16 protein-coding genes are annotated in these 16,763 nt (G+C 26.2%); 12 read left to right on the forward strand and 4 right to left on the reverse strand.

Annotation, left to right across the window (positions count from 1 at the left end):
• Nucleotides 1–60: 60 nt before the first annotated feature.
• Complete coding sequence (locus tag KGF46_RS02565; protein WP_227827420.1) at nucleotides 61–627, reverse strand: MarR family winged helix-turn-helix transcriptional regulator; 567 nt, start codon at nucleotides 625–627, stop codon at nucleotides 61–63.
• A gap of 281 nt (nucleotides 628–908) precedes the next feature.
• Between KGF46_RS02565 and KGF46_RS02570 the strand changes: the two genes are divergently transcribed.
• The 7 genes from KGF46_RS02570 (at nucleotide 909) to KGF46_RS02600 (ending at nucleotide 9,987) form a co-directional block, all read left to right on the forward strand.
• Nucleotides 909–1,844: an alpha/beta hydrolase gene (locus tag KGF46_RS02570; protein WP_227827421.1), complete on the forward strand. Its 936-nt coding sequence runs from the start codon at nucleotides 909–911 to the stop codon at nucleotides 1,842–1,844.
• Between the two features lie 306 nt (nucleotides 1,845–2,150).
• The gene (locus KGF46_RS02575) at nucleotides 2,151–2,918 is read left to right on the forward strand and encodes an ABC transporter ATP-binding protein (protein ID WP_227827422.1); all 768 of its coding nucleotides are present in this window, start codon (nucleotides 2,151–2,153) and stop codon (nucleotides 2,916–2,918) included.
• Nucleotides 2,908–4,986 (forward strand): FtsX-like permease family protein, encoded by a 2,079-nt coding sequence (locus KGF46_RS02580; protein WP_227861781.1) that lies wholly within the window; start codon nucleotides 2,908–2,910, stop codon nucleotides 4,984–4,986. Before KGF46_RS02575 ends, KGF46_RS02580 begins: the two co-directional genes overlap by 11 nt.
• Nucleotides 4,987–5,211: 225 nt before the next feature.
• The gene (locus tag KGF46_RS02585; RefSeq protein ID WP_227861782.1) at nucleotides 5,212–6,423 is read left to right on the forward strand and encodes a helix-turn-helix transcriptional regulator; all 1,212 of its coding nucleotides are present in this window, start codon (nucleotides 5,212–5,214) and stop codon (nucleotides 6,421–6,423) included.
• Between the two features lie 304 nt (nucleotides 6,424–6,727).
• Nucleotides 6,728–7,525 carry a 3D domain-containing protein gene (locus KGF46_RS02590; RefSeq protein ID WP_227827425.1) on the forward strand — a complete coding sequence of 266 codons (798 nt, stop codon included), beginning with the start codon at nucleotides 6,728–6,730 and terminating at the stop codon, nucleotides 7,523–7,525.
• Nucleotides 7,526–7,636: 111 nt separating this feature from the next.
• Nucleotides 7,637–8,227, forward strand: coding sequence for an SGNH/GDSL hydrolase family protein (locus tag KGF46_RS02595; RefSeq protein ID WP_227827426.1), 591 nt, complete (start codon nucleotides 7,637–7,639; stop codon nucleotides 8,225–8,227).
• Nucleotides 8,228–8,289: 62 nt separating this feature from the next.
• The gene (locus KGF46_RS02600; protein ID WP_227827427.1) at nucleotides 8,290–9,987 is read left to right on the forward strand and encodes a phospho-sugar mutase; all 1,698 of its coding nucleotides are present in this window, start codon (nucleotides 8,290–8,292) and stop codon (nucleotides 9,985–9,987) included.
• 279 nt (nucleotides 9,988–10,266) lie between these two features.
• On the opposite strand, the gene KGF46_RS02605 is transcribed toward KGF46_RS02600, so the two are convergent.
• Both KGF46_RS02605 and KGF46_RS02610 read right to left on the reverse strand, forming a co-directional pair.
• Nucleotides 10,267–11,241, reverse strand: a complete 975-nt coding sequence (locus tag KGF46_RS02605) for a type II CAAX endopeptidase family protein (protein ID WP_227841885.1) — start codon at nucleotides 11,239–11,241, stop codon at nucleotides 10,267–10,269.
• A 90-nt stretch (nucleotides 11,242–11,331) separates the two neighbouring features.
• A complete protein-coding gene (locus tag KGF46_RS02610) occupies nucleotides 11,332–11,514 on the reverse strand; it encodes a hypothetical protein (RefSeq protein ID WP_227827429.1) in 183 nt (60 codons plus the stop codon).
• Nucleotides 11,515–11,769: 255 nt separating this feature from the next.
• Here KGF46_RS02610 and KGF46_RS02615 point away from each other — a divergent pair, with 255 nt between their 5' ends.
• Nucleotides 11,770–12,198 carry an HTH domain-containing protein gene (locus tag KGF46_RS02615; protein ID WP_227841883.1) on the forward strand — a complete coding sequence of 143 codons (429 nt, stop codon included), beginning with the start codon at nucleotides 11,770–11,772 and terminating at the stop codon, nucleotides 12,196–12,198.
• 165 nt (nucleotides 12,199–12,363) lie between these two features.
• On the opposite strand, the gene KGF46_RS02620 is transcribed toward KGF46_RS02615, so the two are convergent.
• Nucleotides 12,364–12,558 (reverse strand): DNA-directed RNA polymerase, encoded by a 195-nt coding sequence (locus KGF46_RS02620; RefSeq protein ID WP_227827431.1) that lies wholly within the window; start codon nucleotides 12,556–12,558, stop codon nucleotides 12,364–12,366.
• 632 nt (nucleotides 12,559–13,190) lie between these two features.
• Between KGF46_RS02620 and KGF46_RS02625 the strand changes: the two genes are divergently transcribed.
• The 4 genes from KGF46_RS02625 to lsrF all read left to right on the forward strand — a co-directional run bounded on the left by KGF46_RS02625 (nucleotide 13,191) and on the right by lsrF (nucleotide 16,732).
• A complete protein-coding gene (locus KGF46_RS02625) occupies nucleotides 13,191–14,030 on the forward strand; it encodes a YihY/virulence factor BrkB family protein (RefSeq protein ID WP_227827432.1) in 840 nt (279 codons plus the stop codon).
• Nucleotides 14,031–14,146: 116 nt separating this feature from the next.
• Nucleotides 14,147–14,767: a dihydroxyacetone kinase subunit DhaL gene (gene dhaL, locus KGF46_RS02630; protein WP_227827433.1), complete on the forward strand. Its 621-nt coding sequence runs from the start codon at nucleotides 14,147–14,149 to the stop codon at nucleotides 14,765–14,767.
• Between the two features lie 55 nt (nucleotides 14,768–14,822).
• The gene (locus KGF46_RS02635) at nucleotides 14,823–15,824 is read left to right on the forward strand and encodes a dihydroxyacetone kinase subunit DhaK (protein ID WP_227827434.1); all 1,002 of its coding nucleotides are present in this window, start codon (nucleotides 14,823–14,825) and stop codon (nucleotides 15,822–15,824) included.
• Between the two features lie 23 nt (nucleotides 15,825–15,847).
• Nucleotides 15,848–16,732, forward strand: a complete 885-nt coding sequence (gene lsrF / locus KGF46_RS02640; protein ID WP_227861783.1) for a 3-hydroxy-5-phosphonooxypentane-2,4-dione thiolase — start codon at nucleotides 15,848–15,850, stop codon at nucleotides 16,730–16,732.
• Nucleotides 16,733–16,763: the final 31 nt, after the last annotated feature.

Below are 16,763 nucleotides of genomic sequence, written 5' to 3' on the forward strand. Positions count from 1 at the left end.
AAATAAATACTCTGTTTTACTCTTAAGAAAGTTAATACCTATTTTAAATTATAGAGGTTATTAGTCCTTTTTATTTACTCTATTTCTTCTTTTTGAGAATTCTTTAAGTGCTTCAGATTTAATTTTATCTATTTCTTCATCTTCTACAAAGTTAGCATCTTCTTCGAATCCATCTTGTTCTTCGCCATTAAAACGATACATTTTTTTTAGTAAACTCCACAAAGTTTCCAATTCATCTTGAGTAAACTCATGAAATACATCTGCCATAAAGTTTATTCCAACTTTACCACATTTTATCATAACTTGTTTTCCTAAATCTGTAACTTTTACATTAATCGCTCTTTTATCATTTGGACTTGGAATTACTTGAACATATCCGTTTTTTTCAAGGTTAGCAACTATTCTATTTATATTTTGTTTACTTGTACCCATTTTTCGTGCAATATTATTTAATGTTGTTTCTTCTTCTGGCAAGTGAAGAATAGATAAAATAGTCATATATTGTCTTGAAGTAAGTACATCAAAATACTTATCACCTTCTATTTGTATTTTGTTTGTAAGAGTAAAAAGAGTTGCGTATGTTTGATTCATTAGAAACAATTCTTTCAATTCATTTGAATAATCCATAAAATATCTCCTTTATATTTAGATATTATTTTGACGAAAACAGAATATCACGAATTGAATATAATGTCAATATGATGTCCAAGTATAGTTAAATGTTCTTTCTAAATAATTAATATTCAATAACTAAATTATTATATAGTTATTTAGAGAAACACTTGTATAGCAATTTATACTAATAATTAATAAGTAAGAAACTTATATAGAACATTTTTGACTTGAAAATTGTAGTAATATAGTATATAAGTTAATATGTTGAATAAATTCAGGCTGGAGGAGTAATTATGAAGTGTACAAATTTTACTTTCAAAGGAAAAGAAGATTTAGATATATATACATATAAATGGGAAGATGAAAGTATAGAAGACCCAAAGGCAATTGTACAAATTGCCCATGGAATGGCAGAAACTGCACAAAGGTATGAAGTTTTTGCTAAAGAGCTTACTAAAAATGGATATATAGTGTATATAAATGACCATAGAGGACATGGAAAAACTGCAAAGACAGTAGAGAATGTTGGGCATCTAGCTGAAGAAGAAGGTTTTAGATGTCTTGTAGAAGATATGAATACTTTAACAAGTATTATAAAAAAGGAAAATAAAGATTTGCCAATTTATTTGTTTGGACATAGTATGGGGTCATTTGCTAGCCAAAGATACATAATGGATTACAGTGATAATTTATCTGGTCTTATATTATGTGGTTCAAATGGACAACAAGGTATCATTCTAAATTTTGCTCACCTAATAATTAATCATGAGATTAAAAAGCATGGAAGAAATTCTCGAAGCAATAAAATAAATGATTTAATATTTGGAGGAGAAAGCATAAGAAGAAATAAAAATACTAAATTTGATTGGTTAAGTAGAGATAAAGAACAAGTTGAAAAATATATAAATGACCCATTTTGTGGGGTTGTATGTACTTGTGGCTTTTTTTACGATTTAGTACAAGGATTAAAAGAAATAGAGGATAAAGAAAACTTAAAAAAGATACCACTTGATATTCCTATTTACATAATATCTGGAGATAAAGACCCTATAGGTAAAAATGGTAAGGGTGTCTTGAGACTTAGAGATAGATATATAAATCTAGGAGTAAAAGATGTAACATGTAAACTCTATAAAGGTGGAAGACATGAATTATTGAATGAGATAAATAAAGAGGAAGTTTTTGAAGATGTTATTTGTTGGTTAAATGAAAAAATAGGAATTTTGTAGTGCAGTAATATATGAATGATATATAAATAAAATATTAGTATTAGACTCAGTTTTATATAGCTATTTGAATGAGCTAGTTTTTGCATATAAAGAACAAAAAAGAGAGTATTTCAAAATGATTTTTTATCATAAATGAAATACTCTCTTTTATTTTCTTACTTTAAAGTAATGAGTATATCGAAATCTTAAGAAAATCTTTTGTTTTAAAGCTATATTTTCTTAAGAAAATTAAGTTAATCTATAAAAAGAATAAAAAATATTTAATTTTTTTAAGAAATAAAACAGAGTTTAACGGAGGTAGTAGATATGAATAAAATATTAAGTGTAGAAAATATAAAAAAATACTATAAAAGTAGGGGGAATACTACAAAAGCTCTTGATAACATTAGCTTTGAAGTTGAAAGTGGAGAGTATATTGGTATTATGGGAGCTTCTGGAAGTGGTAAGACTACTTTACTGAATTGTATTTCTACCATAGATAAAGCAACAGAAGGTAGTATTTATATAGGAAATCAAGAGATAACTACTATGGGTGAAGATGAATTATCTAAATTTCGTAGAGAAGAATTAGGGTTTATATTTCAAGATTTTAACTTATTAGATACACTTACAGCACATGATAATATAGCTTTGGCTTTGGCTATCAATGGAATTAACCCAAAAAAAATAGATACTAAAATAAAAGATATAGCAAATAGATTAGGGGTTTATGAAATTCTTAATAAATACCCATATGAAATGTCTGGTGGACAAAAGCAAAGAATAGCATGTGCAAGAGCTATAATAACAAATCCATCACTAATATTAGCGGACGAGCCTACAGGTGCTTTGGATTCCAAGTCAGCAAAAATGTTTTTAGAGAATCTTGAAGTTTTAAATGAAGAATTGAAAGCTACAATATTAATGGTTACGCATGATGCTTTTACAGCTAGTTATTGTAAAAGGATATTATTTATAAAAGATGGAAAGATATTCAATGAGTTGGTTCGTGGTAATAATACAAGACAAGAATTTTTTGATAGGATAATAAAAATAATATCACTTCTTGGAGGTGATGATAAAGATGTTTTTTAATAAAAATAATGACTATGTCTCTAGAGTATCAAGTGGCGCATTTAAAAAATTAGCTCTAAATAATGTAAAAAAGAGTATGAAAAATTATCTGATTTACTTTATAACTCTTACATTTGGAGTTACTATTTTATATACTTTTAATTCTCTAGACAATGATATAGCAATGCTTGGTGGCAATGCTTTACTGAGTTCAAGTATTGGATTAGTTAGAGGTATTGTGGGTGTTTTTTCAATTGTAGTATGTATGATATTTGGCTTTTTAATTGTATATGCCAATAATTTCTTAATGAAAAAGCGTAAAAAAGAGTTTGGTATATATACGATTCTTGGAATGGATAAAAGAGATATAAATAAATTAATGTTTAAGGAAACAGTGATAATAGGTATATTTGCTTTAATAACAGGCATCATGTTTGGAGTATTTATTTCAAAAGGACTCAGTATAGTTGCTTTGAAAATGTTAGGGGTATCATCATCAGGATTTTCTTTCTCAATATTTACAACTGTCAAAACGGTAGTATTTTTTGGAATTGTATTATTATTGGTTAATAAATTTAATAAAAAAACAATAAACAAATATAAGTTAATAGACCTATTAAATGCAAATAAAAAGAATGAGGTTTCTATTGCTAAAGGGAAAAAATCTAACTTAATATTATTCTTTTTGTCTATTGTGTTAATTGTGACATCATATATATTACCATTAAAAGTAAAACCATCTACATTTATATTAGGGATATGTATAATTCTTATGTTAGTAGGTACTTATTTCTTTTTTATGTCAGTATCTGATTTTATAATGATAAAAATAAAGAAGCATAGACGTGTATATTATAAAAATTTAAATCCATTTGTAATAAGTCAAATAAGTAGTCGTATTAAGACAATGAGTATGTCTATCACTGTAATTTGTTTGCTATTATTTTCTTCTATGATAGTGATACCTTTTGGTATATCATTTGGTAAATACTTAATAACTGATTTACAAGAAGCAACTCCTTATGATGTAACATTATCTAGACTTTTTATGGATGGAGATAATATTGTTGAATACAGTACAGAAAAAAGTAATATAAACAGTGAAATACCTTCACTTAAAGATACTTTAATAACAAATAAATTACCTTTATCTTCATTTTCATCTAGTACAAGTGATTTAAGGATATACTCTTTAAAAGATATAAGTCAGTATGATTTTGCAATTGATGAGAGTGAAAAAACAACTGAATTGAAAAATAATAAACTTGCTATTGTTTCACTTAGTGATTATAATGCTACCAGAAAACAAAGTGGATTAGAAGAAATAAAATTAAATAAAAATGAATTTGCAATAAGCTGTGCTGTAGAAGACTACAGAGCATTTTATGAAAAATATATTAATAGTCAATCAAAATATATTACAGTAAATGGAGTAAAGCTTAATTTAAACCAGACAAATCTATATACTAATTCTTATAATACAAATGTAGTTCCATTGGATAATGGTACTTTAATTGTGCCTGATATTGTAGTAAAAAACTTAAATCCTATTATGGTTACATTAAATATTAATTATAAAGAAAAAAGTAATAGTTTAGAAAATAAATTTATGGAAGCATACTATAAATTCCAAAGTAAAGTTAATAATTCTGGTGACTATAGTATTGACTATAAATCAGTTATAGATGGAGAAAAAAAAGCTTTAAATACTGCATTTTCCTTTGTAGCAATATATATAGGTGTTATACTTCTAGTATCAGCAGGTGCAATATTAGCACTACAACAACTTATGGAATCAACAGTCAATAAAGAAAGATTTAAATTATTAAGAAAGCTTGGTGTAAATAAAAAAGATATGAAAAAAGCTATATTTGCACAAGTATTTATATTATTTGCAACTCCTTTAGTGTTAGCTATTATAAATGCTCTATTTATATCAAAAGTGTTATTTATCGTAGTACCAATTATGACAGGAATGGGAATTATCACAAATATGTTATTAACAATGAGTATTGTCCTAATCATATATGGAATCTATTTTATCTCAAGTTTCTTTGAAAGTTTAAATATAATAAATGAAAGCATGTAAATAAATTAAGTTTTTGAATAGACTACCTAAGGAAATCTATTAATTAAGCTATGATTATACAAACTTAATTAATAGATTTACCTACTTTAGGTTAGCAAGATAAGATTTTGACTTATAATTTAACCAATAGTTAAATTATAAGTCTTTTGTTAACTTTACCTCAATTTACTAATAAATGCTTTTTTAATATACTTAAATTAAGAGATATACATTAAGGAGGTATATATGCGAATTAAAATAGGTGAAGTCATACAAACACTGAGAAAAGAAAAAAGTTTAACACAAGAACAATTAGCAAAGTTTATAGGAGTGTCAACACCAGCAGTATCTAAATGGGAAAGTGGAAATTCTTATCCAGATATAGAATTATTGCCAGTATTAGCAGATTTTTTTAATGTATCTGTTGACAAACTTTTAAACTATAAAGTAGATTTAAGTGAAGAAGAAGCAATGAAAGTTTATAAAGAACTAGAAGCAATTCTTGCTAAAGTAGAAATTGATTTATCAACAGAAGAAGCGCTAGAAGAATTTAAAGAAGATTTAGAATCTGTAGAAAGACTTGCTAATATGTATATGGAGAAATATCCTCAAAGTTATCTGTTAAAGTTAAAAATAAGTTCGCTATATCAAATGTACTCATATAAATTTGGTAAAGATAAATTCAATAGTAAAATTAAAGAAACAACAAATATTCTTGAAGATATAGTGAGAAATACAGATGATATTCAGATTAAAGAAACAGCACTTATTATTTTATCAAATGCATATTATATGTTAGATGATTATGAAAAGGCAGAGTTATATTTAAATATGATACATAAACCAATAGGAGACACAAGTGTTAATTTAGCTATGATATATTTAAGTCAAAATAGACTAGATGAAGCAGAAACATTACTTCAAAATAAATTATTTAGCGATGTATTTAATACAACTCTGGATTGTAAAGGATTAATTAATGTATGTAAAAATAAATATAAAGAATTAAAAAAAGAGTTAGATGATGGAAGTTATGACAAAAAAACAGCAGAGAAAGAAATGGAATATATAAAAAATAAGTCATTAGGATATGCAAATGTATCTTTAGAAATAAAGAAGAAATTTAGTGAAAATAGGGGAGCTTTTTTTGGAATATACATGGACTACATAGAGCTATCTTTAAATCTCTTATTTTTTAATATGAAAGAAGAAGCTAAAGAAGCTTTATATGGTCTAAAAGAAATATTAGAAAAATATCCTCTACATGAAAGTTCAGATACAAGTCAAATGACGTTTTTTGATAAAGTAAAATCTAAAAATTCATATACTTTTAATGTATATACTAATTTACTCATCATGTTTAATGATAATAGTTTTAATGAATTAAGAGAAGAACCAATTTTTGAATCTATAATTGAAAGGGTTTCAGAATTGGAGAAAATGTTAAAAGATAAATAATGAATAAATATTTAGTGTGACAACCTAAACTTAGTAAATAAAAAGCTAGAAAGTAGGATACTTAATAAAGTAAATATCTTATTTCTAGCTTTTTATTTTATAAAATAAGTTATCAAACATAGAAATTTAATTTGTATGAAATAAGTCATTAACCGTAGAATATAAAAAAATTATGAATAAAATAAATTTAGAAGTTACAAAAAAGTTACATAAATTTAGAAAGTTATAATATACATATATAATATAGGATTAAAACTGTAATAAATAAGTTAATTTAAAATTTGAACATGAAAGGGGAAATATTATGGAAAAAAGAGAAAAGAAAATAATAATATCATCTTTATTAAGTGTATCAATTTTAATGAGTTTAGTAAGCATATATTCTATATTAAATAAAGAAGAGATAAGTCTAACTGTTAAAGGCCAAGAACAAAAAGTATCTTCATTTAAAAAGACAGTTGAAGAACTTTTGGATGAACAGGGAGTGAAATACAATTCTGAAGATAAAATTAATCCAAGTTTGAATACAGAATTAAAGGATAATATGAAAATTAAGGTTGTTAAAGTAACTAAAAATCAAAAAGAAGAATTTGAAAAAATACCATTTGACACAAAACATGTGAATGATAGCAATTTAGTAAAAGGAAAATCTAAAGTCTATCAGGAGGGAATAGAAGGAGAGAAAAAACTAGTCTATAATTTAACTTACCATGATGGGGAGCTAGTCAAAAAAGTCTTATCAAAAGAAGTAATTTCTAAAGAACCAACTGCAAAAATTATAAAAAATGGAACTAAAGAAAAAGTCTTAATTGCATCAAGAGGAGCAAATACAAGAGGAAGAAAACATATGAGAGTGGTTGCTACTGCATATGCAGGAGATACTATAACATCTACTGGTACAACGCCAAGATGGGGAGTAATTGCAGTTGACCCAAATATAATACCATATGGAACAAAAGTATATATACCTAGATTAGGCATGACATTTGTTGCAGAAGACTGTGGAGGTGCAATTAAAGGTAACAGAATAGATATATTTATGAATAGTGAAGGAAAAGCATCTAATTGGGGAAGACAGAGTTTAGATATATATGTATATTAATTTAGTGAATATAATAACTTTACTTAGAAGGAAAAAAAGTATAAAATATGAATTAATTAAACTGTTAGATTATTCTTGAAACAGAAAAAATATAGCTAAGGGGGGGATAAGATGAAAATAGTCTGCTTAGGAGACAGTTTAACATATGGATTTGGTGTATCACGAAGTAATTCATGGACAAACATTGTGAGTCAAGAGACTAGATTAGAAATAATAAATAAGGGTATAAATGGTGATACAACAAGTGGTATGTTAGTTAGATTTAATGAAGATGTTTTACAGAATTCTCCCGATATAGTTTTTATAATGGGTGGTACTAATGATTTTATTGCTGGAGCAGGAAATGAAGTTATTAATTCTAATATAATGGCTATGGTACATCAAGCATATGCTAAAAATATTATACCAATAATAGGTATACCACTTAAACCAGATATTCCAAATGTTAGGGAAGACTGGAGTAGCTTTACGGATTTTAATACAGTATCAAAAAAGTTAGAGTCATACAATTATTGGATAAAAAAATTTAGTGTGACATTTAATACTGATTTTGTAGATTTTTATTCTGAATATAATAAAAGTATGGAAAAGGAAGGATATAAAAAATTATATTTTGATGGATTACATCCAACTAAGGAAGGTCATAGAATGATTGCAAATATTTTTATTAAGTCAATTAATAAGTATATAGAAGAGTCATAATTGTATAAAAAAGATTTATCTATGCAATTATAATAAATGGATAAAATAGGGAGGATTTTATTATGGATTATACTAAAACTTATGAAGAATGGGTAAAGAGTTCATATTTTGATGAAGATACAAAACTAGAATTAGATAAAATAAAAGATAATGAAAAAGAGATAGAAGATAGATTTTATAAGGATTTAGAATTTGGAACTGCTGGTCTTAGAGGTGTAATTGAAGCAGGGACTAATAGAATCAACAAGTACACAGTTAGAAGAGCTACTTTTGGATTGGCAAACTATATACTAGAAAATACTACAGAGGAAGAAAAAAATAGGGGTGTAGTAATAGCTCATGATAATAGACATAAATCTAGAGAATTTTGTATAGAATCTGCAAATACATTAGCAGCGTGTGGTATAAAGGCATATATATTTGATAGTTTAAGAACTACTCCAGAATTGTCTTTTGCTGTTAGAAATCTAAATGCAATAGCAGGGATAGTTATAACAGCTAGCCATAATCCACCTGAATACAATGGATACAAAGTATACTGGGAAGATGGGGCACAAGTTATGCCAGATATTGCAAATGCAATAACAGAAAAAGTAAATAGCATACATGATTATAGTATGATACCAACTTTAAGTGAAGCTAATAAAAATTTAGTAGTCTTATTGGACGAAACACAGGATACTGAATTTATAGAAGCTGTAAAAAGTCAAGTTATAAGAAAAGATTTAGTAAAAAGCGTAGGTAAAAATTTTAAAATAGTTTATACACCTCTTTGTGGAACTGGCAATATTCCAATAAGAAGAGCATTAAAAGAAGTAGGATTTGAAAACATATTAGTGGTTCCAGAAGAAGAAAATCCAGACCCAAATTTTGCAGGGCTTGATTACCCAAATCCAGAAGAAAAAAAAGCTTTAAATAGAGGAATATTACTTGCAAAAGAAAAAGGAGCAGACCTTGTAATAGCAACTGACCCAGATTGTGATAGAGTAGGTGTAGCTGTAAGAACTACTACAGGTGAATATGTATTACTTACAGGAAATCAAATTGGTGGAATGTTGACACACTATATAATAGAAGGCTTAAAAGAAAATAACAAATTAAAAGAAAATCCTACAATGATAAAAACTATAGTTACATCAGAATTTGGAGCAGATATAGCAAAAGAAAATAATGTTGATGTACTAAATGTTCTTACAGGTTTTAAATTTATTGGTGAAAAAATAAAATTATTTGAAGAAAATAAAGATAGAAATTATGTATTTGGATATGAAGAAAGTTATGGTTATTTAGTTGGAACTCATGCAAGAGATAAAGACGGTGTTGTTTCATCATTATTAATATCTGAAATGGCAGCATTTTACTATTCAAAAGGTATGAGCTTATATGAAGGCTTAATAGAACTGTATAAGAAATATGGATTCTTTAAAGAACAGACTATATCTTTAACTTTAAAAGGTATAGAAGGTGTGGAAAAAATAAAAGAGATAATATCTTATTTTAGAGAAAATCAAATTGATTGTATAAATAATATAAAGGTAATTGATAAAAAAGACTATAAAAATGGTGTAGATAATCTTCCTAAGTCTGATGTTTTAAAATATTTCTTGGAAGATGAGTCTTGGGTAGCTATAAGACCATCAGGAACAGAACCAAAGCTGAAATTTTATATAGCTGTAAAAGGAACTAGTGATGTTGAAGCAGATGAAAAGCTTAGAGGTTTAAAAGAATATATAGATATTATGGTATCAAAATTAAAATAAAACAGACTAAATTGCTACATAGAATAATAATAAATAAGTATTAAAAGATGCAATTTTATTTGTATTTAAATAAAAGCATTATAAAAAACTGACTGACATTTAATTGACAGTCAGTTTTTTATTTAAAAAGTATTTTACGAAAATTATTATTTTAATTATTTGTTTTGATATTTTTTTGTTATATTTGTAATGAATGATTTATTAAATTCTATACAACTGTATATTTTTGATAATTAAATAATATGAGATTATTGTCATAAGATATATTGATATTAATTTTTATATATTTTGTTTGTACTCTTTTGTAAACAGAAACGGGATATAAAATAAAGATATAAATATTAGGCGTTCTACAATATTATAATAGCTAGAAATTGTTTCAGCGTCGCTGTCAAGAACTATAAGAGATAAGCTATTAACTAAAACATGAATTATAGAACAAACCCATATATTTTTAGTTTTCATGTAAACATAACCTAAAAATATAGAAAGTCCAATTCCATATATCAAATGCACTGTACTTCCAATTATTGGAGCTTCTGGGCTATATAATGTAAATTGTAGCGGTAAATGCCATAAACTCCAACAAATACCTACCATTATGACACCTGTTTTTTTAGAAAATTTATCAAAAAAGAGATTTTGTAGATAATATCTCCAACCATATTCTTCACATAAAAAATGATAAATAGATATTAATGATGTTAAGGGAGTAAGCATATAATATAAAATTCCATTATAGTTAAGTTGGTTTTTACTTATCATCAATCCAAATATGATTTGAGAAAATATAAAGTAAATAATTAATAAAGCACTTATTTTAAAATTTTTTAGAAGATATAAATCTTTTGATTTAAAAGAATAAATAATAACACATAAACTACTTAAAAAAGTTAATATAAGATTCATTATTTCTAACTTATCATTATTTATTAAATTTAATGATTCAATAATAAATAACAAAAAATAAGCAAGAAAAAACAGTATTATTAGTGAATAAAACTTATACTTATCGTTAGTTTTCCCTTCAGTGTAAAATTTTGCAATGGCAACTGAGGATAATGGTAAAATCATCATGAATGATGCAAAATTTTCTGGTTTAATAAACTTCATAAAATACAATAGTAAACCTAGTAAATAAGTAAGTCCAAAAGTTATAGAAAAAAATATTATAATTTGGATTTTCTTTCTTTTTACTTCATTTTCAATATATATTGGATTTAATAAGTTTATAAATTTTTCTTGTGAATTCAATAAAAGTAACCTCCTTTACAGTATATTTTTTTAGTATGTAAACTTTAAAGACATTTGTTTTAAAAATAGATTTATTTTTCAGACCTACTATTAATCTCTCTTAGTTTTTGTATAATAATATAAAAATAAAGCAATATATACTATAGGTAATAAAAGTAATACTTTTAAATCAAGGTCAAATGTATTAGTATAAAATGTAAATATGACTGCTAATAATACAATTATTAAGTTTGGGATTGTTTGAAGAAATGCTTGTTTTGCTCTTTTATTCATTGTATTTCCTCCTCGTAAATATTAATATTTCAAAATGTTTTTCATAAAATAATCAGTAAATTATATTTAACTTTCTTAATCAAAGTATAGCAAGAGAATAAGAATAAAGAGTTACTAAAATATTACAATGAAAAATAAAGAAATAAAAAAGTTTATATTTCAAGGTTTTAGAATTGCTTTATTATACTTAAAACTATATAAGTGTGATACAATAAAAATACATTTAATAATTTTATTTATAGGAGTTTAATTTATATGGAAGTAAAAAAGATAGATAGTAATTACATAGAGCCTTTACTTAATAAATTAATTGATGAATATTACATAAATGAAAATATTTTATCAAATTTGATTAAAATAGAATCAGAAAAATTAAGAAATTATAAAAAATATGAAAAAGAATTTACAGCAGATTTAGATTTATGGGTAAAATGGATAAATTTTGTTTTGCAACTCGAATATACTATAGATGTTGATTCAGATTCTAGGATTAGAGGTATTTTAAGTTTACTAATCGATACATATGAACTTAATGTTGAATTTATAGCTAAAGTTGCACATGTTGAAGAACAATATGTTGTAGATTTTATGAATGGAGTAGATTACTTGCCAACAGAAGTAAAATATAGTATATGTGCTACTGCTATGAATCTGAGTTTAATATTTAAAAATACGGAAATATAAAGAGATAAGTATAAATATCTGTATTAATCTACCTAAATATCTTATGATGTTATCTATACATAGGTTATCTATACATAGGTTATCTATACATAGGTTATCTATACATAGAAAAAGCACCTATAGTTAAAAGGTGCTTTTCTTATTTATCCAATTTATATTGTGTTTTTATCCTATTTGTTTTGTTAAAGCTTTTGCATATTTAATCTTTGATTTTTCATTAGTTTTTTCAAACAAATCTAAAGCACAATTAGTACAAATATTTATTTCATTACAACTATCTTTTTCAGAGTAAGTTATATACTTATTTTTAGACTTATCCATCTTTTCTCCACAATAACTACATACTATAAAGTTACTCATATTTTAAGACCTCCACTTTATTTATTTTTGAGTATAAAAATATTATTTAAATAGATTTTGTATTAACAATTAATGTAAAATTTGTATAATTCTGAAAATTAATTTGTTAAAATTATAGCAAATTTGTAACTTTACTTTTAATTATAATGTATTTTATTCGAAAGATAAACATTATAACCATAAATATTTAACATTTATTATATATTTCTTAAATTATAAACATAAGATTAATATTGATTTGATATAATTTTACATAATCAATAATTGTTTAAGAAGAAAAGATAATAAAATTAAAAGTCACCCTGATAATACTAGTTTGTTTAATATTTTTATTTGTTGTTGCTAAAAACTCTTTTATGTTGTCAATTCAATTAGAAAATACATCTCTAATTTCATCTTTTTAAATTAATACCACTAGAAGCTTGTATATAATCATAATTATAACCTAATAATATCTATTTAATTCAAGATTATAATTTTACTTTCGTTGCCTAGAAAATTAAAATGTTAGTAGAATTATTATTTTCAGTTTTTATTTATGTTATTTTTGTTTAAATAATTATATTATGGCATGAATCTGAGTATAATTAATATTGTATAATGAAATTAATATTAGAGAAAAGGGGATATTTATGTTTGGGATAGATAAAAAATTAATTGAGTATATAGTTGCAAAATCTAATTACAGTGAATTAAGTTCAAAATCAGCAGAAGTATCTTTTTTCTTAATGTTGTCTATATTTCCTTTTTTGATATTTACAATAAGTTCTATAGCATATATACCAGTTCTTCATTTAAATAAATATATAGCCTTATTTAGAAATATGATGCCAGAGAGTGCTTTTGATGTATTATCTTCAATTATAGTTTCTGCAATAGACAATAGAAGTTTAAATTTTTTAGCTGTCAGTTTTGTACTTACTATGTGGACATCTTCAAGAGCAGTAAAAGCACTTATTAAAGGAATGAATAGAGCTTATAAGGTTAAAGAAACTAGGTCTTTTTTTAAAATTTTATCTATATCATTTTTATTTACAATTATGCTTTTGGTATTGATTTTTTTATCTATGATATTTTTGGTTTATGGAGAGAAGATAGGTTACTTTATTTTTAACTTTATAGGATTAGATGAGATATTCATAAAAATATGGGATATTCTAAGATACACTGTAGGTATTGCAACAATAATAGTAATATTTACATTTTTATATAAGTATACACCTAATAAGAGTTTGACTATGAAAGAATCTGCTCCAGGTGCTATTTTTGCTACATTTGCTTGGTTTGTAGTATCATTTTTCTATTCTTATTATACAAATTATTATGCTAACTATGAAGTAATATATGGAAGTATAGCTGAAATAATTGTACTTATGACATGGATATATTTTAGTAGTTGGGTTATTGTTGTAGGCTATGAATTAAATTCAAGATTGTATTTTAGAAAGATAAGAAATGAAATATTAAAATAAAAATTGGTATTTAATATTGCAAATGTAAATTTTGTAAAAACGTTTTCTAAAAATAATTTACATTTGTTATTACATATGATAATATTGAGTTAAGATATTGCTAAGGAGATGATTCAATGTTGTCAACAGCTACATGGAGAAAAATGCTAATAAGTGCAGCAGAAATATTAAAAGAAAATAAGATATATTTATGTGAACTAGATGGTATAGTTGGAGATGGTGACCATGGAGTTACTATAGATAGAATAGCGGATTGTATGAGAAAAAGAGCTTTAGAAGAACATGATGATGATAGTATAAAATCAATTAATGAAGATTTGAGTACTTTATGTATGAATGTAAATGGGGGATCAGCAGGTCCTTTATGGGGAACTATATTTGAGGGAATGGCTGAAGGGATAGAAGATAAAAAAGAACTTAAAATAGAAGAAGTAAAAGAGATGTTTATTGAAGCAAGAGAAAATTTATCTCTTATTTCTACTGCTAAAGTAGGTCAAAAAACACTAGTAGATGCATTATACCCAGCAATAGATGCTATGTATAATACTGAAAGTGACAACATAAAAGATGTTTTTAAAGTGAGTTATGAGAAAGCAGTAGAAGGCGCAGAAAACACTAAAACTTACATAGCAAAATTTGGACGAGCAAAAAGTATAGGAGAAAGAAGTTTAGGGCATATGGACCCAGGTGCTGTTTCTATATCATTAATGTTTAAAGGTTTATATAGTGCATTATAAAAAAGATTAACAAAGCAATTAATCAATATAACAAATTTAATAGGGGGAATTTATCATGTCAATGAAAAAATTTATTAACCAACCAGAAGATTTAGCTAGAGAAGTTTTAGAAGGTTTAGAACTTTCAAATTCGGATTTACTAAGAGTTACAGATTCAAATTTAGTAATAAACAAAAAGTTGGAAGAAGAAGACAGAGTAACAATAGTTACTTTAGGAGGAGCAGGTCATGAACCAGCTTTAAGTGGATTTGTTGGGGATGGAATGGTTGATATAGCTGTAGTCGGAGATGTATTTGCCGCTCCAGGACCAAATTCTTGTTTAGAGGCTATAAAGATGGCAGACAAAGGGAAAGGTGTATTATTTGTAGTTCTTAATCATGCTGGAGATATGTTGACAGGAAACCTTGTTATGAAACAAGTTAAAAAAGAAGGATTAAATGTTAGAAAAGTTGTTACTCAAGAAGATATAGCAAATGCACCAAGAGAAAATAGTGATGATAGAAGAGGATTGGTCGGATGTATACCTTTATATAAAATAGCTGCAGGGGCTGCTAAAGAAGGAAAATCTTTAGATGAAGTTGCAGAAATAGCACAAAAATTTGCTGATAATATGGCAACTATAGCTGTTGCATGTAAAGGAGCAACTCATCCATCTACAGGTATGGTAATTTCTGAACTTGGAGAAAATGAAATGGAAATAGGAATGGGGCAACATGGAGAAGGTGGAGGTGGACGTATGGAAATGAAGTCTGCTGATGAAACTGCTGAAATAATGACACAGGCTTTAATAAAGGATTTGGATATCAAAGATGGTGAAAAAGTAATGTTAGTAGTTAATGGTTCAGGAGCTACTACTTTAATGGAAATGTTAATAGTTTATAGAAAGTGTCATAAAATATTACAAGAAAAAAATATAGAAATAGTTTCAAATTGTGTTGGAGAACTTTTGACTACTCAAGAAACAGCTGGATTCCAACTATTTATAGCTAGAATGGATGATGAATTATTGAGATATTTCAATTCACCATGCAATACACCTTACTTTAAAAAAAATTAGACTAAATTAAAGGGAGATAAAAAATGGCAGATAAAGATGGAATAATATTACCAAAAGATTATGGAATAGGGATAAAACCACTTCAACAGAGTTTTTATTTAAAAGGAATGGACAATGTAGATTGGGGAATGAAAAATAGATTATCAAAGATATTTAATCCTAAAACAGGAAAATCATTGATGCTAGCTTTTGACCATGGATATATAATGGGTCCTACTCAAGGATTGGAAAGATTAGACCTTTCAATCCCTGACCTTATAGAAGATGCAGATTGTCTTATGGCTACAAGAGGGGCTTTAAGAACGTGTATAAATCCCGCTCAAGATAAAGCTATAGCACTTAGATGTTCAGCTGGGAGCTCCGTACTTAGAGAGGATATGAGCAGGGAAGTTATAGGAGTTGATATAGAAGATGCGATAAGAATGAATGCATCATGCTTAGCTATACAGACATTTATGGGGGCTGAAGGTGAATGTAAGGCTATAGAAAATTTAGTCAAAACAATAGATATGGGAAATAGATATTCAATACCAGTTTTGGGTGTCGTTGCAGTAGGTAAGGAGATGGAAAGAACTGCGAAATATTTTCTATTAGCCACTAGGATGTTAGCTGAATTTGGAGCAAGTATAGTAAAGACTTATTATTGTGAGGATTTTGAGAAAATAACATCTGCTTGTCCAGTGCCAATAGTCATAGCAGGAGGGAAAAAAGTTCCAGAAAAAGAAGCGTTAGAAATGGCTTATAGAGCTATAAATGAAGGAGCAGCAGGAGTTGATATGGGAAGAAATGTATTCCAATCAGAAAACCCAAAAGCTATGATAAAGGCAATAAAGGCTGTAGTTCATGAAAATAATACTCCAGAACAAGCATACAAGTTATTTGAAGAATTAAAAGAAGAATATAAGTAGTATAAATCAAGTTTAATATATAGATTTCAAT

Source organism: Clostridioides sp. ZZV14-6153 (assembly GCF_020657855.1).
GTDB lineage: Bacteria > Bacillota > Clostridia > Peptostreptococcales > Peptostreptococcaceae > Clostridioides.